This window comes from Mycobacterium sp. MS1601 (genome assembly GCF_001984215.1).
In the GTDB taxonomy this organism is placed as follows: domain Bacteria; phylum Actinomycetota; class Actinomycetes; order Mycobacteriales; family Mycobacteriaceae; genus Mycobacterium.
The window spans coordinates 3337143-3361285 of record NZ_CP019420.1; the positions used below are offsets into that span (position 1 = coordinate 3337143).

Here is a 24143-nt window from a genome sequence, read left to right on the forward strand (position 1 = left end):
TGCAGACAGGTGAGGAGGTGACGCGGCATGGCCCAACGCGAGTGGGTTGAGAAGGACTTCTACAAGGAGCTCGGCGTCTCCTCTGATGCCAGCCAGGACGAGGTCAAGCGGGCTGCCCGCAAGATACTCGCCGAGAACCATCCGGACCGGAACCCGGGTGACTCTGCAGCTGAAGACCGGTACAAAGCCGCGTCGGAGGCCAAGGAGGTACTCACCGATCCGGCCAAGCGCAAGGAATACGACGAGACTCGCCGCATTTTCGCGGGCGGCGGTTTCGGCCGCCGGTTCAACAACGGCGGCACGCCCGGTGGGGGGTTCCCGGGCGGATTCGGTTCCGACGGTGCGGAGTTCAACCTCGGTGACCTGTTCGACGCCGCCGGCCAGACCGGCGGCACGAACATCGGCGACCTCTTCGGTGGACTCTTCGGGCGCGGCGCGCAACAGCGGCCCACCCGGCCCCGGCGTGGCAACGACCTGGAAACCGAGACCGAACTCGACTTCCTGGAAGCCACCAAGGGTGTGGCGATGCCTCTGCGGCTCACCAGCCCGGCGCCGTGCACCAACTGCCATGGCAGTGGGGCACGTCCGGGTACCAGCCCGAAGGTCTGCCCGAACTGCAACGGCGCCGGCGTCGTCAACCGCAACCAGGGTGCCTTCGGGTTCTCCGAACCATGTACCGAGTGCCGCGGCAGTGGCTCGATCATCGAGAACCCCTGCGACGAGTGCAAGGGCACCGGCGTCACCACGCGGACACGCACCATCAACGTGCGTATCCCACCGGGAGTCGAAGACGGACAGCGGATCCGGCTGGCCGGTCAGGGTGAGGCCGGGCTGCGGGGAGCGCCCTCGGGTGATCTGTACGTCACCGTGCACGTGCGGCCCGACAAGGTGTTCGGACGCGACGGTGACGATCTCACAGTCGCGGTCCCGGTCAGCTTCCACGAGTTGGCATTGGGGACAACGCTTTCCGTGCCGACCCTGGAAGGCAAGGTTGGTGTCCGGGTGCCCAAGGGCACGGCCGACGGCCGAATCCTGCGGGTGCGTGGCAGGGGAGTGCCCAAGCGCAGCGGCGGACACGGTGACCTGCTGGTCACGGTGAAGGTCGCGGTGCCGAAGGACCTCGAAGGTGAAGCCCTGGAGGCGCTGGAGGCCTACGCGGCCGCCGAGCGGGCCAGCGGCTTCGATCCGCGCGCAGGATGGGCGGGTAACCGGCTATGAGCAAGGCAGATGACGCCGCCAGGACATTCCTGATCTCGGTGGCTGCCGAGCTGGCCGGGATGCACGCCCAGACTCTGCGGACCTATGACCGGCTCGGTCTGGTGAGTCCGCAACGCAGTTCGGGTGGTGGCCGCCGGTACTCCCAGCGCGACGTCGACCTGCTCCGTGAAGTTCAGCGGCTCTCGCAGGACGAGGGCGTCAATCTGGCCGGTATCAAACGGATCATCGAGCTGACCAACCAGGTCGAGGCACTGCAGTCGCGACTGGCCGAGATGTCTCAGGAGCTGGAGGCGGCGCGCAACAATCAGCGCCGCGATCCGGTGTCCAAGACCAGTACGGCGCTCGTGGTGTGGCAACCCCGAAGTCGACGATGACGCGCGAAGCTTGCGGAGTGCGGCTGAGGAGACGAGACATCGAGCCCCGCTCGAGGCGCTGAGAACACACGACAACTGCGCGACCGGCCTGCCCGGTCGCGCAGTTGTCGTTTTCACGCCAGCAGCGCTGCGGCCGCCCGCATCTTGGCGTGCATGCCCGCGAACGGAACAGACTGCGGCAGAAGCGCTTTGTGGATCTTGGTGACCGCGCTGTAGTTCACGTCCACCACATTGGCCAGCGGCGACAGACACAGTTGGGAGCACAGTTGGTAGGCGTCCATGGCGCCCAGGCCGTACAGCTCGCGCAGCCAGCGCACCATCTCCACTTGGCTACACCGCCACGCGTCTTCGAGTGGGCGCGCTGAGCCCACCGTGAGCAGGGCGTCATCGTGTTCGAACCGCGGCCACGCCGGCGCACCGCCCTTGATGAGGTCCACGATGAGCATCACGTTCATGGCGCCTTCGAGTGCGGTGCCGCAGGTTTCGCCCTCGCCCTGTCGGTAGTGACCGTCGCCCACCGAGAACACCGCGCCTTCGACGTTGACTCCCAGGTACACCGTGGTGCCTGCCCGCAACTCCGGAGTGTCCATGTTTCCGCCGAAGTAGTCCGGCACCAGCGTGGTGCGGACCTCGCGCAGGGCGGGCGCCACTCCGACGGTCCCGAGCATCGGCGCCAGCGGCACCTCCAACGAGAAGTCGGTTTCGTGGGCGGTGAACGTCGCCGTCGACGCCGCGCGATCCACCGTGTAGATCCAGGTCAGCTCGGGCAGTGGTGCCTGCAACCCCGCGGTGCGATCCGTGCCTGTCAGTGCGCCGAACAGCGGAATGGTGGTGGAGGCGGCCCAGTCTCGAGCCGGTTCCAGCGATACGACGTGCAGGGCCAGTGTGTCGCCTGGTTCGGCGCCGGTGACGTAGAACGGCCCGGTCTGCGGGTTGAGTTCCTTGGGGTTGAGTACCTCACTGGGTTTGTCCGACGACGACGTGACGCGGCCGGCGAAGGCGTCCTCGGTCCACAGCCGCAACGCTGTTCCCGGCGCCACCTCCATGACCGGTTCGGCTCCGCCGAATGTCCAGACGTACTGGTCGGGCGTCGGGGTGAACTCAACGATGCGCACTCAGCACCTCTGTTCTGTTGTCGTTACGGGTTATGCCGAGGACACGGGGCAACAGCACCGCGAACGCCGCGCCCATCACCAGCCAGAGGATGCCCTGGCACACCACGGTGATGATGCGGAAGTCGGCCAGCAGGTCGGCGGGAAAACCGGGGAACACGACGGTGCCGTCCGGTCCGGTGACGGGTTGCGGTGTCTCCCGGTACGACGGCAGCACGGTGATGGCAACGGAGACAGCCACCAGGTAACCCGCGATGCCGGTGGCGGCCGCGGCGTAGCCGCCGATTCGCGGAGCCAGTCGCAGACCGCCCACCCCGGCCAGTGCCGCCAAGACCAGCGATGTGATCAACAGAGCGAGATATGCAGTGGTGCGAGCCCCTGCGGTCTCGGGTTGCCCGACACCGGGCAACGTCGCGGGGTACGCGATCCACGGAACGACGCAGACAGCGATGAAGGCGACTCCGGCCAACACGGCGGCCACGGCGCGGGTATCGAAGGCAATCCGATGACGCCGCAGTGTGGCCAGCGTGATGCTCAGTGCGACGGCGAACAGGGCGCCGGTGATCACTGCGAAGGCGATGGTGCCCACGCCGGCGCCGAGGTTTTCCTGGACGGCGCGGGTGAAGACCTCCTGCTCATGCGAATGTCCGCCGCCTGCAGCCTCTTCGGCGTGAGAGCGGGCCTCCTCGTATTCGATGGCGCCGGCGATCAGTGGCGCCGCCTGGATTCGGGCATAGGCGAAAGAAGCCACGCCGGCGAGCAGTCCGGCGCCGAGGCCGAGGCTGATCAGTCGTTTCTCCATGGTCAGTTCTCTCGGTGTCTCAGTGGCACGGGAAGCCGAGGAGGTGGCGGGCGTCGTGCAGGAACTCGTGGACGTGGGTGTCGGACCCGAAGACCGACACCGCGCCCTGGTCGAAGGCCAGGAAGTAATAGGCGATCAACGCGAGCACCGTGGTGGTGGTGAGCCACAGTGCGGTGCTGGTGGTGCTGTCCGGCAGCTCGACGGCTGTGGTCCGTGAGGTGGCGATAGCTGAATCGGGTGTCGACATCGGGGTTCCCTTCTCGGAGATATTTCCATTGCACAAATATTGTGTGCTGCCGACAGTCTTGGGATCGTCGCAGGTGGTCGTCAACCCGGGGCGGCGTTCTACCTGGCTTGGAAACACAAACTTTACGGACGGAGGAGCTGGGTTAAAGCCATGTAACAGCTGCCTCGGCGGATTGCAAAGCTCCCGATTAGTGCGCATCCTTCCTTTTGGAAGTATTCCGAAGGTGAATCAAAAGATCGGAGGCATGATCAACGATGCATGGTCCGCACGATGTCGGAGGCCGCGACGGACTCGGCCCCATCGCCACGGAGTTCCTGGAACCAGGGATCCCCAACTGGCGGTACCCGTTCGAGGGCCGGATGCACGCGGTCACCGCGATGGCTTTGCAGCAGGGCGTATTCAACCTCGATGAGCAGCGTCACGGCATCGAGTTGATGAAGTGGAGCGACTACACCGACTCCACCTACTACTCGCACTGGCTGTTCTCGGTGGAAAAGTTGCTCAACGACAAAGGCGTGATCTCCCACGAAGAGGTCGATCAGCGGATGAGCGAACTGGGTGCGCCCTCCATGACGCCCCACCCGGCCAAGCCCGAGACACTCTCGAAGCTCGGCGAGAACATGATGGACTTTCTGTGGAACGGCACCCCGCACGACCTGCCCGCCACCACACCGCCCGTCTTCGAACTCGGTGCCACGGTCCGGGTGCGCAACATCCACGAGGTCACCCACAACCGATTGCCCGGCTACCTCAACCGCGCCACCGGCGAGGTGGTCAAGCAGTACGGCGCGTACCGCGATCCGGCGCTCAGCGCACACAAACAGGTGGAGGAGCCACACCAGCTCTACATGGTGAAGTTCAGCTCCACCGAGCTCTGGGGTGACACCGTCACCGAAGAATTCGACCTGTACGCCGACCTTTTCGAGGGCTACCTCGAAGCCGTCGGATCCTGAAAATCAAGAAGGAGTAAGCACAGATGGACTGGCTTTCGATGTCCGACGTCGAGGCGCGCGTCAACGCCCTGGAGTCGCTGATGGTGGAGAAGGGTCTCGCCGAGCACGAGGCCGTCGACGCCGTGGTGGCGTCGTTCGAGAATGACATGGGCCCGGTCAACGGCGCCAAGGTGGTGGCGCGGGCGTGGACGGAGCCGGAGTACAAAGAGTGGCTGTTGACCGATGCCACCGCGGCCATCGCCGACATGGGCTTCACCGGGCTGCAGACCGAACACATGGTGGCGGTGGAGAACACCGCCGACAAGCACAACGTGGTGGTCTGCACGCTGTGCTCCTGCTACCCCTGGACGCTGCTGGGTATCCCGCCGGCGTGGTTCAAGTACCCCCAGTACCGGGCCCGCGTCGTCAGGGAACCGCGCAGTGTGCTCGCGGAATTCGGTGTGACGCTGGACGATGACGTCAAGATCGACATCTGGGACAGCAGCGCCGAGATCCGCTACCTGGTGATTCCGCAGCGGCCCCCAGGCACCGACGGCTTGAGTGCCGAGGAACTGGTACCGCTGATCAGCCGCGACTCGATGGTGGGCACCGCGTTGGTGTCCGGCCCGCAGGGGGCGTGATGTCGGCGCCCACCATCGACCTGACCGACCTCGACGACCTGGGCAGCGACTGGGCGTTGCCGAGGTCCAACGGTGAGCTGGTGTTCGATGCACCCTGGCAGGGACGGCTTTTCGGTTTGGTGGTGCACATGTGCCAGTCCGGGGCCTTCGCCTGGGACGAGTTCAAGACGCACCTGATCGCCGTCATCGATTCCTCCGGCATCGACGACACGTGCGACCCCGCGGTCTACTACCGTCAGTTCGGCGAGGCGTTCAGCCGGCTGATGACCGAAAAGGAATTCGCCACTGCCGCAGCGCTCGACGAGCGCACCGAGGCGGAGGCGCGGCGGCTGTCCCACGCCGACCACGACCACGATCATGACCATGACCATGATCACCACCACTGAGCGGAGGCCGTGATGTCCAAGATGACCGCGCTCTCCATCAGCGTCGGGGTGTTCGGGATGTTGTCGACGCTGATGACGGCCACGGTGTGGCCATTGCCGGTGTGGGTGCTGTTCCTGGCCTGGGCGTCGTTCTTCTTTGTCGGCACCGGTGTGAAGGGTCTCCTGAAGTCGGTGGCGTGCAACTGGACTGGTATTGCCATCGCGACAGCCACCCTGTTGTCGGTACAGGCCAGTAGCAGCGCACTGCTGCTGTCGGTCGCCGTGGGCATCGGCAGTCTGGCCATGGTGCAGGTGTCACGCTTGCCGTGGATCTCTGCGACTCCGGCGATCGTGTTCGGATTCGCGATGACAGTGGGCACCATGGCCGCGACGGGCAACGGCATCACCACCTCGGGGATCTCGCATCCGGCATTGGTGGCAGCGATCACCGCGCTGGTAGGGGCAGGCTTCGGTGTTCTCTCGGAATGGGGCGCCGCGGCTGTTTTCAAGGTATTCGGTTCTCAGACAGCACCGCTCGCGCAGCCCGCGTGAGCAGTGCGTTCGGACCCGCACCGAGTTAGGCTTGCGAAACAACATTTCGCAATGGAAGCGATCATGTCAGGAGCAGGGGTGCCGATCTCGACCAGCATCGAGAGCGTGTCTGAAGTCTTCTTCCGGATCAATCGGTGGTGGACGGATGCGCTGTCGCAGGGACTGCTCGACAACGAAGTGAGCACCATCGAGGGGTGGCGGGTGCTCGGTGCGCTGCGCGGGGGAGACGGGTTCACCATGACGGAGATGTCGACCGCCATGGCGATCCCGCCGCCCACCCTGACACGCATTGTCGACAAGCTGGTGGACGGCGGTTTTGTCCTGCGGCGGGTGGACGCGACCGACCGCAGGCGAGTGTTGACCTATCTGTCGGCGCGGGGCAAGTCGAAGGTCCGCAAGCTGGCCAAGCAGGAGGCCGGGTTGAAGTCCGCACTCATCGACGAGTTCGGCGAGGACACCGCGATACACCTCATTCGCACGTTGGCGCGGGCCAGTGAGCTGCCAATACCCGGTCGCTGAGCCCGATCACTGCCGGATTGCAACTTTTTCACCGCCAGAACAGTTGTGCAATATCGCGGTAACGGGTGGCCGGTAGCGTGCCACTATCCCGGTTCTGGCCGGGCGGCAGGAAGGCGCAACGATGGACGCAAGCGTCGACATCGCGCTGGTGGTTCCCCGCACGGGGTCAGCAGGAATCTACGGCCCCTCGTGTGAGGCGTGCGCGGAACTGGCGATCGCCGATCTGAATGCCACCACCGGTCTGTTCGGCAGGCAGGTGCGGCTGCGGGTGGTGGACGGCAGTCGCGCGCCGGAGGTGGTGGCCGCCGACATCGCACGGCTGCTCGACCAGGGCCTGATCGATGCCGTCACCGGCTGGCACATCTCGCCGGTGCGTCAAGCCATCGCGCGGGTTACCGCCAACCGGGTGCCCTACGTCTACGGGCCACTCTACGAAGGGGGAGAGCACACCCCCGGGCTGTTCCTCACCGGTGAAACCCCGTCGCGTCAACTGCTTCCGGCGATGGACTGGATGCACACCGAGTACGGCATCGACCGGTGGATCCTGATCGGCAACGACTACATCTGGCCCAGGCAGACGGGCTCGGCGGCACGCCTGCACGCGCGTGCGGCGGGCAGGCCACTACTCGACGAGATCTACGTTCCCTTGGGAACACAAGATTTCAGTGCCGCCATCCGGCAGGTCGAAGAGACCGGGGCGGCGGGAGTGGTGCTGCTACTGGTGGGCGGCGACGGCGTGGCGTTCAACCGGCAGTTCGCGGCGACGGGCTTGGGCACGGTGGTTCCCCGGCTCAGCCCGCACGTCGAGGAGAACATGCTGCTGGCCAGCGGAAGTGAAAGCAACAACGGGCTTTTCGCGGCGGCGGGCTACTTCGAGGCGCTCAACACCACGTCGAGTATGGATTTCGCCTCGCACTACTACAGCCACTTCGGTCCGGCGGCGCCGGCGCTCAACAGCATCGGTGAGTCCTGTTACGAGGCGTTGACACTGCTGATCATGCTCGCGAGCCGGGCCGGGTCTCTGGACATCGCCGATCTGACCAGCGCGGCGCAGAACCTCACCTATCTCAGTCCGCGTGGAGAGGTGACCATGCGCGGCAACCACATGGCGCAGGACATCTATGTGGCCGAGGCCGTTGGATTGGATTTCGAAGTGCGAGAAAGGATCTCCGCGGCTTAGACCATGATGGAGAAGGACGCCACCCCCGGGCTTCCCGGCACGGCAGTTCGGTACCCACCCCGGGTCAGGGCGTCGGTGGGGGCGGCCATGGGCTCGAAACAGATCAGATCCTCCGCCGGCGGTGCGAAGATCTGGGCGGCGGGGTAGCCCTCGAGGAACTGCACCTCGATGCGTCGGCCGCCCGCGGACACCGCGAACACCGACCCGTCGCCCACCTGGTCGTAGCCGTCATCAAAGCCTGTGTCGCCCAGAAGCTGCTGCGCCGCGGGTTGACCGGTGGATTCGCCGGTGGGAAGTCCGCGTTCATCAACGGGCAGGTGCCGCAGGGCCGGCGTCTCGACCAGCCATTGCGCGCGGGGAACGCCGGGTATCTGCAGGTACGGATGGAAACCGAAGCACAGCGGCACGGCGACCTCACCAGTGGCGGTGACGGTGGTACGCAGCGTCAGGGTGCGGGCCGCGAGCGTCACCGCGATGTCCAGGGTATGCGGGTACGGGAAGCTGGCCAGCAGTTCAGGATGCGCAGCGAAGTCGAAGCGGGCCAGCAGCTCGCCGGGAGACTCGGTGAGTACCTGCCAGTCCGGGTGAGCGGCCAGCAGCCCGTGGATCGGCAGGCCGTTGGCGTCGGTGCGCACGCCTGCTGCATCCGCGGCGAAGGTGTTGACGCTCAACCGGTTCGCCCACGGATACAACAGCGGTAGGCCCATGGTCTTACCTGCCGAGATGTAGGTGTCGAGGCCGCGGCGCTGGCCCAGCAGTTCGACGCCGTTGTCGGTGAGCGAGATCCCGATCATGCCTGCGCAGGGGACGAACTGCGCCGATACGGGCCCGTCGGTGAGGGTGACGATGTGCACGTTCCTGAGCTTAGTACGGTGACTCGGGCGCTCCTAGCCTCCGAGGGGATCGTGCTGAATACGCTGTGGGGGAGCACCTTTGGCCATCAGCGCGGCACGCGCGCGGGACACCATCGTGGGGCCGCCGGAGATCAGGATCTGGCGGTCGCCCCAACCGCCGTAGCGGGTCACCACATCGGGTAGCAGACCCTTTTGCCGGACGTGCAGGCCGCGGGGCGGCTGCGGGTCCGGGTAGTCGCAGGCCCACGGCGGGTCGGTGTCGTATTCGGAGACCGGGGTGACCGACAGCCACGGGTTGGTGGAGGCGATCTCCCACAGTGTCTTCAGATCGTAGAGCTCACAGGGGTAGCGGGCACCGTAGAACAGGTGCACGCGGGGGTTCACCCCGAATCGGCACAGATCCATGATGATGGCCCGCAGCGGGGCCAGTCCGGTGCTGCCGGCCACCATCAGCACGTCTCCTGCGTCGCGATCGACCTCCATGGCGCCGTGGGGGCTGGACATCCGCCAGCGGGCCCCCGGGCGTGTCTCCTCCACCACTGCGGCGCTGACCATGCCTCCCGAAACTGCCCGAACGTGGAACTCGATGCCGCCGTCGGGCTGCGCGGGAATGGCGGGCGACAGATACCGCCAGCGCCGGGGCCATTGTGGCACTTCGATATTCACGTACTGGCCGGGGTGGTAGTCCATGGGCCGGTCCAGATGGAGCCGGACGACGGCCAGGTCGCGGGAGACGCGGTGGTGTTCCACCACGGTCCCCTCCCACCACGCCGGACCGTCCTCGGCGGCAGCGGCACCGCTCATGACACCGCCGATCAGGTTGATGGCTTGCCGGGCGGCATCCTCGACGGCCGGTGTCCATGCCGAACCGAGCTCACTGCTCAAGGTGGCGTACAGCGCATGGGCCAGCGATTCGTAGTGCTTGGGCGCCACCCCGTACTTGCGGTGGTCACGGCCGAGTTGGGCCAGGAACGCCACGGGCTCCTCGGCGCGTTGGGCGATGAACTCGCCGAGCAGCCAGTGCAGGGCGTGGGTGAAGACCGCACGCTGTCCGGCCATATCCGGTGGGAACATGTCGCGCACCGACTGGTCGATGGCGAACCAGGTGGTGTAGAAGCGGCCGATCATCGTGTCGGATGCAGTCATCGGGTCCACGGCGGCCTGCAGCACGGCGAGTGCTTCGCGATCTTCCAGGCCCACTCGGGCGATTTTAGGCCGTGCGCTGACGGCACCAGCGACCCAGACCGGAACCGCCTTTTCATTTATGGGTGAATTGTTTGGGCAGCGTAGGGGGCGTCGTGGAATATTTTCAACGCATATTGAAATGCTAGCGTGGCAGATATGCCCTCACCTGCCGAGGCAAAGCGACGCGGCCGCCGCCAAGGTGGCCCGGTATCCCGGGAGGCGGTGTTGGCTGCAGCCAAACAGCGCTTCGCCGAACAGGGGTACGACAAGACGACCCTGCGTCAAATCGCCACCGATGCCCACGTGGACGCGTCGATGGTGTTGTACTTGTTCGGCTCCAAGGACCACCTGTTCCGTGAGGCGATGCGGCTGATCATCGACCCACGCAGACTTGTCGATGCCATCGCCGCAGGCTCGCAGGAGGACCTGGGCGCCCGGTTGGTGCGTACCTATTTGGGCATCTGGGAGGACCCGGACACCGGCGCCAGCATGGTCGCGATGCTGGCGTCGGCGACCTCGAATTCCGATGCCAATCAAGCGTTTCGGGACTTCATGCGGGATTACGTGCTGACGACGGTGTCGGGAGCGTTGGGTGGTGGCCCGGACACGAGCCTGCGAGCGGTGCTGGCCGCCACCAACATGATCGGCACGGTCTTCCTGCGCTACATCGTGCGGGTGGGACCGTTGGCTGAGGTCAGTACCGAGGAGGCGGTCCGTATGATCGCTCCCAGCGTTCAGCGCTATCTCACCGCCGACGTCGACGAACTGGAACTACCGGACGGGTATCGGCCCTGAGCCGTCCGTGGCCGAGGTGCCCGACACCTGGCCGTAGTGATGGTGAACCTGGTTTCCACCAGAGTGTTTGGCGATGTACATCGCCACATCGGCGGCACGGATGAGGGCATCCAGAGTGGCCATGTGGGTGTCGGGGGCGCAGCGGTTGAACGGCGCACTGGCGGTGCCGATGCTGGCGGTGATCGGAAACGGAATGTCGGCGATGGCCTGCCGTAGGCGTTCGGCGAGCACCGCCGGATCTCCGACGGCACCGATGTCGACGATGACGAATTCCTCGCCGCCGACACGGCCGATCACCGCGGTCTCGGGACATTGTTCGCGCAGGGCCGTACCCACCGCGGCCAGCGCCTGATCGCCGGCGGCATGGCCGCGGGTGTCGTTGAGGTTCTTGAAGTTGTCCAGGTCGACGAGTAGGACGACGATGCAGGCGCTGCCGTCGCCGTGGTCGCGGACCAGCAGTTCGTAGGCGGTGTGCCCGAAGGCCCGGCGGTTCAGCAGGCCGGTGAGCGGGTCGTGTCCCGAGGTGCGCAAATCAGTGCGCAGTGCGTGCGTCAGCGAGTGGATGCCAAACGGCACCCCGACGTTGAGGCCGAGGACGATGAGCGCCGCCGACGCTGTCATGGCGATATCGCCGGTGTCCGTCAGCAGGCGGAACGCGGAGACAGTGGCGCATGTCATGGCGATGACGAAGTTGAAACTCACCAGGGCAAGAGTGTGAAAGTGCGCGACAAACCCGCCGATGACAGCGAACGTGGTGCAGCCCATCAACGCCGTGTAGGGGTCGGACTGGGCCGAGCATGAAGCGGCGATCGACGCTGACGCAAGGCCGGCGAACGCCGTCGACTGCCGTCGGGTGGGCCACCGTCGCAGCCACAGCAACGCGCCTGCCACGCCCACGACGGAGGCGACCAGGGACATGGTGATGGTGACCGCACTGTTCGGGCCCGCGGGGCTGAGCAACAGGGCCAGCGGTACCGCCGCCAGTGCGAACGTGAAGATGACGGTGGTGGTCCGCCACTGAGTCTGCAACCCGCGGTCGTTGATGTAGGCGGTGAACCAGTCGAACTGGTCGGGGTGCTGCCACCACCGGTGGCTGAGGCGATCCATCGTGGCCTTCTCCAGAAGCACGGCCCCCGCCATCCATTTCTACCGCCGCGACAATAACAGGGGTGTGCCGGCCAGCCGGCTCACAGGCCGTGAATCCCCTTGTAGAGCACCATGACGCCGATCACCACCAGGATGCCCGCCACCAGAACGGCGTTGTACTTCTCCATCCAGGCCTTCACCTGCGCCAGCGCGGGATCCAGCTTCGACCCCCATGCCGCGTACGCCAGGATGGGCAGCGCCACGGTGGACCCGGCCAACACAACGAAAACGACGACGGCAGCAGGGATGCCCGCGCCGAGGCCGGAGGTACCGATCGCCAGGCCCGCGGCCGCACAGATGAACAGCACCTTGGGGTTGACCACTGTGAGCAGGGCGCCGATCACCAATGCCTTGGCCGGTCCGGCCTCGGCGATGTGCCGGGTCCCCGGCATCTCGTGGGGTCTGCTGTGCCGCGTCACCCAGCGGAAGATGCCGAACACGATCAGCGCGGCACCCACCACGATCCGGATCCAGGAGGCCCACGCCGGAGGCTGACCGCCCATTCCGCCGAGCAGGCCGGAAATCCCGACGAACAGCGAGGTCAACACCGCCAAGGCCGCCATCCACCCAGCCAGGAACGCCAGACCGGTGGGTTTCGGCCGGGCCGTGTGCAGCACCAGTACGGCCGGAATGATCGACAGCGGTGACAGCGCCACCACCATCGAGAGCGGAATCAGTTCCGCCAGCGCTGAGCCCCAGCTGTTAGCCACGCCATGAAACTAGCGAATGACGTCGACGTTCGCGCATGACATCGCGGTCCAGTGCGGGAACAGCTGGTGAATCGGTTTGCTGATACGGCACTGCGGAGCATCCCGGGAGTCGGTAGTCTGCGGGCACCGTCGGCAACAGGGGAGTGCTTGTGAGTCAGGTTCATCTCGGCCACATCCTGCACATCGGCGGCAACCCAGCCGTGGACGCTGCGGCCGAGGCCTTGGTCTCCATACCCGATGGTGCTCTGCTGGTCGACGACGACGGCAGGATCACCTTCTGCGGACGGCGTTCCGATCTGCCCGACGATGACGGGCTGGCTCAGGTGCACGATCACCGGCCGGGCTTCCTGCTGCCCGGTTTCGTGGACACCCACATTCACTTCCCGCAGACCTACTCCGGGGACTCCTACGGCGGCGGCCAGCTTCTGGAGTGGCTCAATTCCTGTATTTTCCCCGCGGAGTCCCGCTTCGCCGATCCGGAGTTCGCCCAGCGAGCGGCCGTCGAGTTCTGTGACCGCCGGATTGCGGCGGGCACCACCGCGGCAATGGTGTTCGGTTCGGCGTTCCCGCACGCTCAGGACGCGTTGTTCACCGAGACCCACAAGCGAGGGCTGCGGATTGTGAGCGGCCGAGGTATCCAGACCGTGGGGCCGGACTCGGCCGCCGCGCTGATCACCTCGGAGGATGACGCCATCCGGTTGACCCGTGAAGAGATCGACAAGTGGCACGCCGCCGACACCGGTGACGTCGGCACAGCCTTGCTGCACGTGGCCATCGTTCCGAGATTCTCCCTGTCGGTCACCGTCGAGACGCTGAAAAGCCTTGGCGAACTGTATGACTCGGTGCGCGACCGCGGTGTCTACGTGCACACCCATCTCAACGAGAACAACCGCCCGGGCACAGGTGAAGTGGCCAGCGTGATCGAGAGCTACCAGGTGGACTCGTACCTGGACACCTACGATGGCAAGTTCCTGCCGGGGTCGGCAGTGGGGGGCAAGACCCTGCTGGGTCGGCGCACCATCTTGGCCCACGCTGTGCACTGCCAGGACGGGGAATTGGCGCGGATGGCCGAGACCGGTACCTCCATCTCGCATTGCCCGGTGTCCCAACTATTCCTCGGGTCGGGCACCATGCCGTGGAAGAGAACCGTGGCCTCGGGGGTGAACATCGCCGCCGGAACCGATTTCGGCGGCGGCGACGAATGGCTGATACCGCGGGTGTTGGGCGATGCGTTCAAGGTGCACATCAGCGAACCCGGCGACGACGGAGTATCCATGCATCCCGCCGAGATGCTGTTCTTGGGCACTCTGGCCGGTGCCAGGGCTCTGGACATGGAGGACCGCTTCGGTAACTTCGACGTCGGCAAGGAGGCCGACCTGGTGGTGGTGGATCCGCCCGAGTGCCGGCACTCGATGCGGCGCTACGGTACGGCGTGCGCTCTCATGAACCCGAAATGGCACGGGACCAGCTGCTTTTCGCGTTGCTCATGGGTTTGCGCGAGGACGCCATCGCCGAAGTTTACGTGCGCGGCAGGCGGGTGTCGGGGGGTTAGCACATGACCGCTGCCATCGTTGTCAGCGTGTTCCACCCGGCGGCCGACGGTTCGGCTTTCGACGCGTGGACCGCCGAGTTGATCGCGTGCGCGCAGGCCGCCGACGGGTTCCGGTCCGGACGTGCCTCACTGCACACCAGCAGGCAATTGGACTGGGCGGTGGCCATCACCTTCGAGGACGAAGACCTGCTGCATGCCTGGCTGGACAGCACTGAGCGAGCTGGGTCTCTGCGCAACGGTTCGGACCGGGGATACCGCCTGCGGACCACGGACATCGTGATGGTGGACGGCAAACCCGCACCCACCGGGGTCGGGGCCTTCCGACAGGTGGTCGCCGAGGGCAAGGAAGACGAGTTCGTGGCAGCGCAGCGCGGACTGAACGAAGCCAGCGCCGAGTACCCGGGATTCGAAGGTGCCGGGCTGTTTCCGCCCGTCGCCGGTGACGAGTGGTTGTCAATGGTGCGATACCGCACGGCCGAACAGCTTGGTGTATGGAGTGATTCGGCCGAGCGGGCCTCGGCGCTGGCTCCGATGCGTCGAGCGCTCACCACAGAGTTCGCTCCGCTGACTTCCACCACCCCCTTCGCGACCACCGTGCGCATCGAGAACGGCCGTACCCTGATGACGCCGAACTGGAAGTCGGCCATGATGGTGCTGCTGGTGCTCTATCCGACCGTGATGCTGCTGTCGCGTTTCGTGGGACCGGTTTTCGACGGGTGGGGCGCACAGCCCTGGCTGGCACTGTGGCTGAGCCAGGTGCTGAGTATCTCGCTGATGCAGTGGTGGCTGATGCCGTGGGCCACCCGGCCGTTCACCCGATGGCTGGATCCAGTGGACGGCAGAGGAACTCGGATCAGTGTGCTGGGTGCTGTCGTGGTGCTGGCCGGATACGCGGTGACGCTGGCGCTGTTTTCGACGGTGCACTGGCTGCAGTACTGGGACTACAACACCTGACCGTCAGGGCGCGTCGTCGGCCAGGCTCTCCGCGATCTGGGTGCGGCCGCCGTCGAGGTGGTGGCGCAGCAGTTCCACACACTGCTGATCGCCGGCCGCCCACGCGTCGAAGATCTGTTGATGCTCCACCACACCGCGGGGGGCCACCACCGGGTGGCGGTACATCCGGACCAGGTAGCGCTGCACGGCCTGCCAGACCGGTTCGAGGGTGCGCCGCGAGACCACCGTGGTGGCGGGCAGGACGAGCGCGGCGTGGAAATCGCGATGGGCGTTCTGGAAGGCCACTGGATCGGTCGCCGGATCCAGGTCCGACATCGCCTCCAGCGCACGCCGTGCCACCTCGACGTCGGCAGCCGACCTTTGTGTGCATGACCGTGCTATCAGCGCGGTCTCCAGAATCAATCGCAGGTCGTAGAGTCCGTCGATCTCTGCGGCGCTGAGGTCCGTGACGCGTGCGCCATGATTGGGCACGTTCTGGATCAGCCCTTCGCCCTCCAGCGATCGCAGCGCTTCCCGGACCGGGATGTGAGACACGCTGTAGCGCCGCCGGATGTCGTCGACCACGATCCGGGAGCCGGGCTCCAGATCGTTGGACAGGATGCGAGCCCGCAGCGCCGTCACCAGTCGCTGGGTGACGGTGGTGGCCCCGGCGTCAGGAGCCTTGTCCCTGGGGCGCCGGAGGTTCTCGGTGGCAGGCATCTTCGTATGATAAATGCGCTCGCCAGGTGCGGGCTCGGTCTTGACGCGGTGAGCGAACGGCTACTTCTTGACTTCGGACATCCGGTGCTTGCCCCAGTCACGCCACATGATCGGGGCGTACTTGGGTGCTTCACCGGGTTCGAGGCAGGTGGGGATGGTCTCGATGATCGCGTCGAGGTTGGGATGCTGGAAGAATGGCACGGAGATCCGTTCGGAACCAGCTTCGGCTTCCTCGGTGTTGCGCACGCGGTGCATGGTGGCAACCCAGCGGTCGTTGGTCCAATTGGCAAGCATGTCACCGAGATTGACGATAAAGGTGCCGGGGATTGCCGGTACCCGCAGCCAAGAGCCATCTCGACGCAGGACCTCGAGCCCACCCAGGTCGTTCTCCTGGTACAAGATGGTGAAGGCCCCGAAGTCGGTATGTGCGTGCAGGCGTTGCTGTCCGGCCAGCGGTGCGGAGTCCTGGGCCGGGTAGTAGTTGCCCAGGAGGTACGAACTCTGTCGCGAGAATTTGTCCTCGAACCAGTTCTCCGGGAGATCCAGCGCCAGGGCGGCGATCCGCATCAGGTAGTCACCCAGGTCGCGGACGCGGTCGAGGTAAGTGCGCCAAGCATTCTGGAAGTCAGCCGGTTCGCCCGGCCAGATGTTGGGTTCGAACTCGGCGGCGAATTCTTCGCTGTAGCCGGCGGTACGCATATCGTCAGCGGTGTCGAAAAGCGACACCTGGAAACCCTCTTTGAGATCCGGTGGGCCGTCCTGGTAGCGCGACTTGGCGGTGAAACCGCGGAACTGGTTGTCGAAGGGGGAGCGGTAGCGCTCCTTTGCCTCCGTCGGTAGATGGAAGAACGTGCGGGTGGCTTCGAGCATCGGGGTGATCACATCGTCGCCGATGCCATGCCCGCCGATCACGAGGAAGCCGAGATCTGCACAGGCCGAACCGAATTCGTCGACGACAGTCTGGTCGATGGCGGGTTCGCCGGCGCGGACGTCGATCACAGGGATGGCGCCGGGGCCGGCTTTGAGCGTGGCGGTCACGGGAGCTTCGATCCTTTCAGATGGGACGTTCGGGAATCAGATTATATTATAATCTTTGGAAGCGCACCTCGATCGGCTGATTGCCTTTCGAGAGGTGCTGTCAGGCAGCACTTCTCGAAATCAGTGACCGTACTGTTGATGTGCCGGCAGTCGGACGACCAGGAGCACGTGCGACATCGCGGCACTGTTGTTGGCGAACCGGTGTGGCGATTCGGCGTCCAGGCGGATCGAGTCGCCCTCGCCGAGTTCGAAAGTGTCGTCGTTGATGTGCACGGTGAGTTCGCCGGTCTGCACGGTCACGACTTCCTGGCCCTCGTGGCGGACGAACTCGTCACCGGTATGCGCACCCGGTTCCAGTTGCAGGGCGGCAACTTCCAGGCCGTGCTCGCGGCTGCGCTGGATGATCCGGCGGGTGACACCGGGGCCGATCGCCAGCCGTGGCTGCTCGTCCAGACGCACCAGTGAGGAGTCCGGGGTGGAGGCCGGGTGGAAGAGATCGCCGACCGCGACACCAAGGGCCGAGGCCACCGCGACCAGGGAGCCGACCGACACCCCGGTCTTGCCGCGCTCGAGCATGGAGAGCATCGACACGCTCAGGCCGGTGGAGGCGGCGATGTCGACGAGGGTGAGTCCCTTCTCGATCCGGTTGCGCCGGATCTCCGAACCCAGCCGGCGCGTGGCGATCTCCGAGATCGACTGTGGCGAGCCTGGCCCACCCAAGGGTGTCGTGCTCTCCAACGTCATGTACGCCCCCAAAACTGATGTCCGCAGATCCCTTCAATCTGACTGTCACTGCATTGTGCACTGCCGGGGTAAGCCTGTCACAACTTCAACCAGTCGTCCCCTTCAACCTGCGGATTTGCCTGGTGGTCACAGTCGTAATGAAGTTTTTACAGTATTCCAGGGGCTTTGGTCCCCGATCGTGATTACAGTCTGACTCAACTTCTTGGGGATGACCCCCAAGGGGCCGGCAATGAGTAACACGCCGACAGCGTCTGTCCGGCGTCGGCCGTCAGCGTCTGCGAGCACGGCCTCACAACAAGGAGTCTTGGTGTCTGAAGGCAAGATCGTCATTGTCGGTGCGGGTATTGGTGGGTTGGTGCTCACTCTGGCCTTGCAGCGCGTTGGGATCGAGGTGGAGGTTTACGAGGCGGCTGAGTCTCTTGATGAGGTGGGTGCGGGGGTGGCGTTGTGGTCGAACGCGACTCGGTTGTTGCATGGTTTGGGTTTGGAGGAGGAGTTGGCTGAGTTCGGTTCTGAGCCGACTCAGTTGATCATCCGTGACGGTGTCGATGGCACCGACATCATTCGGCACGAACTGACGGAGAACAACTGGTACCGCAACGAATTCGGTGCTCCTTACTACGGGATCCACCGCAGGAGCTTTCAGAAGATCCTCGCCGATCGGGTGAAGCCTGGGACGATCAATCTGGGGCACCGGCTGGTCGGTATCGAGCGTGTCGACGCCGGTGTCACCCGCTTGCGGTGGGCCAACGGCAGCAGCACCGATGCCGGCCTGGTGGTGGGCGCCGACGGTATCCGTTCGGTGGTGCGGTCCTGGATGTACGACGGCCTGGACTACACGATGTTCTCCAAGACCAGTGGGTTCCGTGGCGTGGTGCCGCTGGCTGACCTCAAGGAGCTGCCTGATCCGACGGCCACTCAGTTCTGGGTCGGCGACGGAAAGCACTTTCTGCACTTCCCGATCGGTCCCGACTACACCCACGCCACCTTCCTGGCCGTCGTGGAGGACCCGAAGATCTGGACCAACCCCTCTGGTTCCCGGGTCAGCTGTACCCCGCAGGATGCGGTGGCACCGTTCCTGGATTGGCACCCGGCGATCGCTGAGATGATCAACGCCGCTGCGCCCGACGAGCGGTGGGGACTGTTCGGTGTCGGCCCCATGCCCACTTGGGTGAAGGACAACGTGGTGCTGCTGGGCGACGCCGCTCATGGCCTGCTGCCGCACCACGGCCAGGGCGCCAACCAGTGTGTGGAGGACGCGATCATCCTGGCTGATCTGCTGGCCGAGCCCAGTGAGGCCAGCCAGGCGCAGCGTTTGCAGCGGTACTGCGATCTGCGAATGGATCGTGCGCAGCGAGTGCAGAAAATTTCGTGGGTCAGCAACCGGTTGTTCCACCTGCCTGCCGGCCCCGAGATCCCGGTCCGCGACGCGACGTTCAAGAACCTCTACAACAACGTCCGTTGGATCCACGAGTACGACGCCAGCACCGCAGTCGCGCTGCCCACCACCGTCTGACCCCCTTATCCCGTTACCAGCCCGACGAGGAGCACTCCCATGATCAACTACATCCCCAGCATCGAGGGCATCGGGTCCTTCGGCGACTACTCGCCGGTGTCGATTGCCGACGGCCTGGTTGCGGTGGCCGGCCAGTTCGGTACCGACGACCTGGACCCCGCAGGACAGGTTCGTGGTGCGTTCGCGAACGTGGGCAAGGCCCTGGCCGCGGCCGGGTTGGGATTCGACGATGTGGTGAAGTTCACCACCTTTGTGGTGGGTCGGGAGACCATCCCGGTGTTCATGGAGGTCCGCAAGGAGGTCTTCGCCGAGATCTATCCGTCCGGCGTGTATCCACCGAACACGCTGTTGGTGGTGGCGGGTCTGGTGCATGAGGAGTTCGTGGTCGAGATCGAGGCGCTGGCGCAACCCAAGACCGGTGCCTGATGGCAGGCAAACCCTTCAGCTACGGCCGGGATCAGGTGATCTCCTATCCGGTGACGGCTCTCGGTATTCGGACCCGGGTGGTGGAATCACACGGTGGCACCACACCGTTGATCTGCCTGCATGGCGTCGGATCGCGGGCTGACCGCTTCATCCCGGTGATTCCCGGTCTGGTGGACGCCGGATTCCATGTGTACGCCATCGACTTCCCCGGGCACGGGCTCGCCGACAAGTTCGACGGCATCGACTACCGGCCCCGCGGTTTCGCCGAGTTCATCGCCGCCGTGCTCGACGAACTCGGCTTGGCCGATGTGGTGATCGCCGGGACGTCCCTCGGTGGCCAGGTGGCGGCCCGGATCGCCTGCGACCGCCCGGATTTGGTGACCGCCGTGGTGCTCATCGGCACCATGGGCATCGCCGAGCTGCCCGAGGAGAACAAGGTGGCTGCAGAGAACGTCTCCAACGGCAGTGAGGACGCGATCCGCACCAAGTTCGCCTTCCTGGTGTCGGATCCGGCGATGATCACCGACGCCTGGGTGCGCGAGGAGTCGATGATCAACTCCTCCGCCGGTGCCACCGCAGCGTTGAGTGCTGCTGCAGCGCTGCTGAATACCGAAGCCAACGACGACCGCCAAGATCAGCGGCTGCGGTCCCAACGCCCGGATATGCCGGTGCTGATCGTCTGGGGCGAGAACGACAAGTGGACCCCGCTGCCCATGGGTCAGACATCCCATGAGCTGCTGCCCGGCTCGCATTTTGTGGTCATGCCCGGTTGCGGTCACGCCCCCTACTTCGAAGACCCCGACACCTTCACCGAGGTCGTGTCCGCATTCGCCATCAAGGAGGGCCTGCGATGAGTGAGCGTTGGTTGTTGATCGAGAACGGCACCGTCATCGACGGGGACGCCAACCCACCGATCCCCGACTGCGCGGTATTGGTGCGTAATGCGCGGATTGTGAAAATGGGGTCGGTGGATGTCGAGACCGACATCCCCCGCGGGGCCACCCTGACCCGGATTGATGCCCGCGGCAAAACGGTGATGCCCGGCCTGATCGATGTGCACTGCCACATGACCTACGGCCTGGCCCGCACCGAAGAAGAGATCTCGATCTATACCCCACCAGAGCTGCGGACCCTGATCGCCGCCGCGAACGTCGAAAAAGTGTTGTCGGCGGGGGTGACGTCGTTTTCCCAGCCGGGCGGGAGCTACTTCATCGGGGTCGGGCTGCGCGAAGGCATCAAACGCGGACTGGTGCACGGCCCACGGATGACCTCGGCCGGCCGCTATCTGACCACCAGCAATGGGTTGACCGACTGGTTTCCCGATGCGACCGGCAACCCGGAATCCAGTATCGGGAAGTTGACCAATACCGCGGATGCGATGAAAGACGAGATCCGCCGCCAGGCCAAGGCCGGGGTGGATCTGATCAAACTGGCGGATTCTCCGTATGGGGATTTTCAGGCGTTCACCAATGATGAGTTGAAGATGTGCGCCGACCTCGCTCATCAACTCGGACTCAAGATCACCATCCACGCCCGCGGTGACGGCGAGATGAACGCCGCGGTCAACGCCGGGTTCGATCACATCATGCACGGCAATTACATGTCTGATGCCACCATCGAGAACCTCGCGGCGAGTGGGATTCCGTTGGCGCCGACGCAGTTGTTCATGCATCACATCGTGGAGTTCGCCGAGATCTCCCGGAATCGTCCCTCGATTGTGGAGGCGACGAAGCGGATGAACGACGCCACCCAGGAAACCCTGCACCGCGCCCACGCCGCCGGCGTGAAATTCGCCATGGGCACCGACAGTGGTTTTGCGACGGTGCCGTACGGGGTGTGGCACGCCCGCGAACTCGAAATGCTCATGCTCTACACCGGCATGACCAGCCTGGAAGCCATCCAAGCCGGCACCAAACACGGTGCGAATGCCGTGAACCTGCCTGATGACGTGGGTGTCCTGGAAGAAGGCAGGCTCGCCGACATCCTCATCGTCGATGGGGATCCGGTGGCCGATATCCGGGTCCTATATCAACCCGGGAAGGTTGAGACGGTGATCCTCAACGGGGAGGTGCAGACCTTCCCGGACGACATCCGCGACCGCTTTATGCGTAATGATTATCTGCCGCATGAGTACGGCTGGGAAGTGTTGTCCTACGAGCGGGTCTACCACGGCGCTCCGCAACCCAAGACGCAGTTGGATTGGACCTCCGAGCAACGCCACGACGTCGTCAACGACGTCCGCAAATCCGAAAAACTCGGAGCGCTCGCCGCCGCCGGTACCGCCGCCAACCTCAACGGGGAAGGCCCTGCAGCAGAATGAAATACGTCCACTTCCGCCACGGCAACCAGTGGGCCGTCGGCCAGCTCACCGACGACAACACCATCCTCGAAGTGCACAGCAGCGATCCCACCCTGGGTGTGCTGGCACTCGTCGAAGAAGGCAGCGTCGCTGCCGCGCCACGGCGCGGTCAGACCCACCACGTCGACGACGTGGAACTCGGTGCGCCGTTCCCGCTGCCGCGGCGCAACATCTTCTGCGTCGGCAAAAACTACCGTGAGCACGCCGCCGAATTCGCCGGCAGCGGCTACGATTCCGGCGCCGCCCAGGTGATCCCGAAGTTCCCGATCATCTTCACCAAAGCCCCCTCGTCGGTCACCGGCCCTGATACCCGCGTCACCGTCTCCGAAAACCTCAGCCACGAATTGGACTACGAAGCAGAACTCGCCGTCATCATCGGCACCGGCGGCCGCCACATCACCAAAGAGAAAGCCCTGGAACATGTCTGGGGATACACCCTGGTCAACGATCTAACCGCCCGAGACCTACAACGCGACCATCAACAGTGGTTCCTCGGCAAATCCCCCGACAACTTCGCACCCATGGGGCCGTGGGCCGTGACCAAAGACGAGATCAACCTCGACGATACGGTCATCACGTGCACCGTCAACGGTGAACTGCGGCAGAAGGCCAACACCGCCGACCTGATCTTCGACATCCCCACCCTCATCCACACCATCTCCGCCGTCATGACCCTTCAACCCGGCGACATCATCGCCACCGGCACACCCGCCGGCGTCGGCATCGGCTTCCTGCCGCCGCAGTTCCTCGCCGACGGAGATCTGGTGGAGGTGACCGCAACCGGCCTAGGCACCCTCCGCACCCGGATCCAATTCGAGTGACTTGGACCACAGTTAACAGTCAACATCGCCGTAACTTCAGTGCAACTTAGTCAGAACTCAATGCAGCTTAAATGGGCTGGTCCACGACGGGCCCAGCCTCACCGCATCAGCGGGCAAACCATCGCGGGACTCACCAACTGAAGGGACCACTGTGAAGAAGAACATGATTGCGCTGGGGCGGCGCTGTCTGTGGGAGTTTTACTGGCGGGCTGTGCCGAAGGTGGCAACCAGGCCGGCGGCAGTGGGGGAGGAGCGCCGGGCGACGAGATCGTCTTCGGCCAGATGCTCGGTGTCACTGGTGATTACGCACCGTGGGCCAGCTCCACCATCGAACCGGCCCAGATGGCCATCGACGAGATCAACGCCGAAGGCGGCGTGATGGGCACCCCGGTGCGGCTCATCACCGAGGACACGCGCTCCACAGTCGACGGCGCGGTGTCGGGCTTCTCGAAGCTCACCACCTCCAGCGGCATCACAGTGCTCGGCAGCCTGGAGTCGGACGGCCAGGTGGCGTTGTTCGACCAGATCCAGCAGCGTCAGTTGCCCAATATCTGCCCGTCCTGCGGTACGCCCTTCCTGGACGAACGAGGAGGCGAATACTCCTTCCGCATCACGGCTTCCGACAGTGACGCCGGCCTGATCGTGGCGCAGGTGGCCCGCGACAGTGGCGTGAAGAAGCTCGGCATGATCGTGCAGAACACCGAGGGTGCCTCGGGTCCCGCCGAGGTGGCTCGCGAGGCGTTCGAGCGCACCGGTGGAGAGGTCAATTACGTCACCATCGAGCCGGGCGCGTCGTCGTACAACAGTGAGATCGCCCGCGCCCTCGAAGGAAACCCTGACGCGCTCTATGTCGCTGCCGGTATCGAGGCCGGTATCCCGATCCTGCGTGAGATCGACCGCCGCGGCTACGACGTACCGATCTTCGTCTCGCCCGACCTGATCACCAACGAGATCGCGGCAATGCCGAATGCCGATCAGCTGCAAGCGGTTTTGACTGCGTTCGACACCGAGTCTCCTGCGTACAAGTCCTTCGCCGAGCGGTGGATGGAGAAGAGCGGCCACGCCCCTGAGCCAGGTATGTACGATGCCAACAACTACGACCAGTACATCCTGTTCGCGTTGGCCATGGAAGCGGCGCAGTCCACCGACGGCCCGGCAGTGGCTTCCAAGATCATCGACGTGGCCAGCGCTCCCGGCACCAAGGTCTACTCCTTCAAGGAAGGCAAGGAAGCCCTGGCCCGCGGCGAGGACATCGACTACGACGGCGCCTCCAGCTCGCTGGACCTCAACGAGTACGGCAACCTGCTCTCGCCCGTGCTGTCCAAGATGACCGTGCAGGACGGCGAATGGGTGGTCGGCGAATCCGTCGACGTCGACCCCTCGCTGCGTCCCTGACCGGGAG

At 64.9% G+C, this 24143-nt stretch carries 26 protein-coding genes and 1 pseudogene; 17 read left to right on the forward strand and 10 right to left on the reverse strand.

Translation table 11 applies throughout. The features are described from left to right. The first annotated feature begins 27 nt into the window (after positions 1–27). Both dnaJ and BVC93_RS16255 read left to right on the forward strand, forming a co-directional pair. Positions 28–1218, forward strand: coding sequence for a molecular chaperone DnaJ (gene dnaJ, locus BVC93_RS16250; RefSeq protein ID WP_083738370.1), 1191 nt, complete (start codon positions 28–30; stop codon positions 1216–1218). Beyond that, positions 1215–1592 carry a heat shock protein transcriptional repressor HspR gene (locus BVC93_RS16255; RefSeq protein ID WP_083738371.1) on the forward strand — a complete coding sequence of 126 codons (378 nt, stop codon included), beginning with the start codon at positions 1215–1217 and terminating at the stop codon, positions 1590–1592. Before dnaJ ends, BVC93_RS16255 begins: the two co-directional genes overlap by 4 nt. 113 nt (positions 1593–1705) lie before the next feature. Here the strand turns inward: BVC93_RS16255 and BVC93_RS16260 are convergent, their stop codons facing one another. From BVC93_RS16260 to BVC93_RS16270, 3 genes are read right to left on the reverse strand one after another with little or no spacing between them, the layout of a single operon-like run. Beyond that, on the reverse strand, positions 1706–2707 hold the full coding sequence (locus BVC93_RS16260; protein ID WP_083738372.1) for an acetamidase/formamidase family protein: 1002 nt from the start codon (positions 2705–2707) through the stop codon (positions 1706–1708). Beyond that, a complete protein-coding gene (locus BVC93_RS16265; protein WP_083738373.1) occupies positions 2694–3506 on the reverse strand; it encodes a CbtA family protein in 813 nt (270 codons plus the stop codon). The genes BVC93_RS16260 and BVC93_RS16265 overlap by 14 nt, the downstream gene beginning before the upstream one ends. Before the next feature lie 19 nt (positions 3507–3525). Then, the gene (locus BVC93_RS16270; RefSeq protein ID WP_083738374.1) at positions 3526–3753 is read right to left on the reverse strand and encodes a CbtB domain-containing protein; all 228 of its coding nucleotides are present in this window, start codon (positions 3751–3753) and stop codon (positions 3526–3528) included. 254 nt (positions 3754–4007) lie between these two features. Here BVC93_RS16270 and nthB point away from each other — a divergent pair, with 254 nt between their 5' ends. The 6 genes from nthB to BVC93_RS16300 all read left to right on the forward strand — a co-directional run bounded on the left by nthB (position 4008) and on the right by BVC93_RS16300 (position 7942). Continuing rightward, positions 4008–4706, forward strand: coding sequence for a nitrile hydratase subunit beta (gene nthB, locus BVC93_RS16275; protein ID WP_083738375.1), 699 nt, complete (start codon positions 4008–4010; stop codon positions 4704–4706). 23 nt (positions 4707–4729) lie between these two features. Further along, positions 4730–5326, forward strand: coding sequence for a nitrile hydratase subunit alpha (nthA, locus tag BVC93_RS16280; protein WP_083738376.1), 597 nt, complete (start codon positions 4730–4732; stop codon positions 5324–5326). After that, positions 5326–5712: a nitrile hydratase accessory protein gene (locus BVC93_RS16285; protein WP_083738377.1), complete on the forward strand. Its 387-nt coding sequence runs from the start codon at positions 5326–5328 to the stop codon at positions 5710–5712. The genes nthA and BVC93_RS16285 overlap by 1 nt, the downstream gene beginning before the upstream one ends. A 12-nt stretch (positions 5713–5724) precedes the next feature. After that, positions 5725–6243: a DUF1097 domain-containing protein gene (locus tag BVC93_RS16290; RefSeq protein WP_083738378.1), complete on the forward strand. Its 519-nt coding sequence runs from the start codon at positions 5725–5727 to the stop codon at positions 6241–6243. A 105-nt stretch (positions 6244–6348) separates the two neighbouring features. Further along, complete coding sequence (locus tag BVC93_RS16295; RefSeq protein WP_236949990.1) at positions 6349–6762, forward strand: MarR family winged helix-turn-helix transcriptional regulator; 414 nt, start codon at positions 6349–6351, stop codon at positions 6760–6762. Between the two features lie 121 nt (positions 6763–6883). Next, a complete protein-coding gene (locus BVC93_RS16300) occupies positions 6884–7942 on the forward strand; it encodes a substrate-binding domain-containing protein (RefSeq protein WP_083738380.1) in 1059 nt (352 codons plus the stop codon). Here the strand turns inward: BVC93_RS16300 and BVC93_RS16305 are convergent. Next, positions 7939–8796: an aldose 1-epimerase gene (locus BVC93_RS16305; RefSeq protein WP_083738381.1), complete on the reverse strand. Its 858-nt coding sequence runs from the start codon at positions 8794–8796 to the stop codon at positions 7939–7941. The genes BVC93_RS16300 and BVC93_RS16305 overlap by 4 nt on opposite strands. A 33-nt stretch (positions 8797–8829) precedes the next feature. After that, a complete protein-coding gene (locus BVC93_RS16310; RefSeq protein ID WP_083738382.1) occupies positions 8830–9996 on the reverse strand; it encodes an FAD-binding oxidoreductase in 1167 nt (388 codons plus the stop codon). Between the two features lie 141 nt (positions 9997–10137). Here BVC93_RS16310 and BVC93_RS16315 point away from each other — a divergent pair, with 141 nt between their 5' ends. Then, positions 10138–10776 (forward strand): TetR/AcrR family transcriptional regulator, encoded by a 639-nt coding sequence (locus BVC93_RS16315; protein ID WP_083738383.1) that lies wholly within the window; start codon positions 10138–10140, stop codon positions 10774–10776. Here the strand turns inward: BVC93_RS16315 and BVC93_RS16320 are convergent. Next, the gene (locus BVC93_RS16320; protein WP_083741092.1) at positions 10753–11883 is read right to left on the reverse strand and encodes a GGDEF domain-containing protein; all 1131 of its coding nucleotides are present in this window, start codon (positions 11881–11883) and stop codon (positions 10753–10755) included. The genes BVC93_RS16315 and BVC93_RS16320 overlap by 24 nt on opposite strands. 80 nt (positions 11884–11963) lie before the next feature. After that, a complete protein-coding gene (locus BVC93_RS16325) occupies positions 11964–12632 on the reverse strand; it encodes a GAP family protein (RefSeq protein WP_083738384.1) in 669 nt (222 codons plus the stop codon). Between the two features lie 149 nt (positions 12633–12781). Between BVC93_RS16325 and BVC93_RS16330 the strand changes: the two are divergent. Beyond that, positions 12782–14184, forward strand: a pseudogene (locus BVC93_RS16330) (amidohydrolase family protein). A gap of 3 nt (positions 14185–14187) precedes the next feature. Then, complete coding sequence (locus BVC93_RS16335) at positions 14188–15138, forward strand: antibiotic biosynthesis monooxygenase (RefSeq protein WP_083738386.1); 951 nt, start codon at positions 14188–14190, stop codon at positions 15136–15138. Between the two features lie 3 nt (positions 15139–15141). On the opposite strand, the gene BVC93_RS16340 is transcribed toward BVC93_RS16335, so the two are convergent. The 3 genes from BVC93_RS16340 to BVC93_RS16350 all read right to left on the reverse strand — a co-directional run bounded on the left by BVC93_RS16340 (position 15142) and on the right by BVC93_RS16350 (position 17619). Further along, entirely contained in the window at positions 15142–15837 is a 696-nt protein-coding gene (locus BVC93_RS16340; RefSeq protein ID WP_083738387.1) for a GntR family transcriptional regulator, read from the reverse strand. A 60-nt stretch (positions 15838–15897) separates the two neighbouring features. After that, entirely contained in the window at positions 15898–16875 is a 978-nt protein-coding gene (locus BVC93_RS16345) for an isopenicillin N synthase family dioxygenase (protein WP_083738388.1), read from the reverse strand. A 120-nt stretch (positions 16876–16995) separates the two neighbouring features. After that, positions 16996–17619, reverse strand: a complete 624-nt coding sequence (locus BVC93_RS16350; RefSeq protein WP_083738389.1) for a cupin domain-containing protein — start codon at positions 17617–17619, stop codon at positions 16996–16998. A 307-nt stretch (positions 17620–17926) separates the two neighbouring features. Between BVC93_RS16350 and BVC93_RS16355 the strand changes: the two genes are divergently transcribed. The 6 genes from BVC93_RS16355 to BVC93_RS16380 all read left to right on the forward strand — a co-directional run bounded on the left by BVC93_RS16355 (position 17927) and on the right by BVC93_RS16380 (position 24136). Then, positions 17927–19135: an FAD-dependent oxidoreductase gene (locus tag BVC93_RS16355; protein WP_192860008.1), complete on the forward strand. Its 1209-nt coding sequence runs from the start codon at positions 17927–17929 to the stop codon at positions 19133–19135. 39 nt (positions 19136–19174) lie between these two features. Beyond that, complete coding sequence (locus BVC93_RS16360) at positions 19175–19561, forward strand: RidA family protein (protein WP_083735666.1); 387 nt, start codon at positions 19175–19177, stop codon at positions 19559–19561. Next, complete coding sequence (locus tag BVC93_RS16365) at positions 19561–20415, forward strand: alpha/beta fold hydrolase (RefSeq protein ID WP_083738391.1); 855 nt, start codon at positions 19561–19563, stop codon at positions 20413–20415. Before BVC93_RS16360 ends, BVC93_RS16365 begins: the two co-directional genes overlap by 1 nt. Further along, positions 20412–21881, forward strand: a complete 1470-nt coding sequence (locus BVC93_RS16370) for an amidohydrolase family protein (RefSeq protein WP_083738392.1) — start codon at positions 20412–20414, stop codon at positions 21879–21881. Before BVC93_RS16365 ends, BVC93_RS16370 begins: the two co-directional genes overlap by 4 nt. Beyond that, on the forward strand, positions 21878–22741 hold the full coding sequence (locus BVC93_RS16375; protein WP_083738393.1) for a fumarylacetoacetate hydrolase family protein: 864 nt from the start codon (positions 21878–21880) through the stop codon (positions 22739–22741). The genes BVC93_RS16370 and BVC93_RS16375 overlap by 4 nt, the downstream gene beginning before the upstream one ends. A gap of 189 nt (positions 22742–22930) precedes the next feature. Beyond that, entirely contained in the window at positions 22931–24136 is a 1206-nt protein-coding gene (locus tag BVC93_RS16380; RefSeq protein ID WP_083738394.1) for an ABC transporter substrate-binding protein, read from the forward strand. Positions 24137–24143 lie beyond the last annotated feature (7 nt).

Coding starts and splice junctions, on each gene's coding strand:
- BVC93_RS16370 (WP_083738392.1), top strand. CDS start 20,412: ATGAGTGAGCGTTGGTTGTTGATCGAGAACGGCACCGTCATCGACGGG.
- BVC93_RS16335 (WP_083738386.1), top strand. CDS start 14,188: ATGACCGCTGCCATCGTTGTCAGCGTGTTCCACCCGGCGGCCGACGGT.
- BVC93_RS16285 (WP_083738377.1), top strand. CDS start 5,326: ATGTCGGCGCCCACCATCGACCTGACCGACCTCGACGACCTGGGCAGC.
- BVC93_RS16350 (WP_083738389.1), bottom strand. CDS start 17,619: ATGACGTTGGAGAGCACGACACCCTTGGGTGGGCCAGGCTCGCCACAG.
- BVC93_RS16365 (WP_083738391.1), top strand. CDS start 19,561: ATGGCAGGCAAACCCTTCAGCTACGGCCGGGATCAGGTGATCTCCTAT.
- BVC93_RS16360 (WP_083735666.1), top strand. CDS start 19,175: ATGATCAACTACATCCCCAGCATCGAGGGCATCGGGTCCTTCGGCGAC.
- nthA (WP_083738376.1), top strand. CDS start 4,730: ATGGACTGGCTTTCGATGTCCGACGTCGAGGCGCGCGTCAACGCCCTG.
- BVC93_RS16290 (WP_083738378.1), top strand. CDS start 5,725: ATGTCCAAGATGACCGCGCTCTCCATCAGCGTCGGGGTGTTCGGGATG.
- dnaJ (WP_083738370.1), top strand. CDS start 28: ATGGCCCAACGCGAGTGGGTTGAGAAGGACTTCTACAAGGAGCTCGGC.
- BVC93_RS16315 (WP_083738383.1), top strand. CDS start 10,138: ATGCCCTCACCTGCCGAGGCAAAGCGACGCGGCCGCCGCCAAGGTGGC.
- BVC93_RS16265 (WP_083738373.1), bottom strand. CDS start 3,506: ATGGAGAAACGACTGATCAGCCTCGGCCTCGGCGCCGGACTGCTCGCC.
- BVC93_RS16375 (WP_083738393.1), top strand. CDS start 21,878: ATGAAATACGTCCACTTCCGCCACGGCAACCAGTGGGCCGTCGGCCAG.
- BVC93_RS16300 (WP_083738380.1), top strand. CDS start 6,884: ATGGACGCAAGCGTCGACATCGCGCTGGTGGTTCCCCGCACGGGGTCA.
- nthB (WP_083738375.1), top strand. CDS start 4,008: ATGCATGGTCCGCACGATGTCGGAGGCCGCGACGGACTCGGCCCCATC.
- BVC93_RS16255 (WP_083738371.1), top strand. CDS start 1,215: ATGAGCAAGGCAGATGACGCCGCCAGGACATTCCTGATCTCGGTGGCT.
- BVC93_RS16320 (WP_083741092.1), bottom strand. CDS start 11,883: ATGGATCGCCTCAGCCACCGGTGGTGGCAGCACCCCGACCAGTTCGAC.
- BVC93_RS16340 (WP_083738387.1), bottom strand. CDS start 15,837: ATGCCTGCCACCGAGAACCTCCGGCGCCCCAGGGACAAGGCTCCTGAC.
- BVC93_RS16270 (WP_083738374.1), bottom strand. CDS start 3,753: ATGTCGACACCCGATTCAGCTATCGCCACCTCACGGACCACAGCCGTC.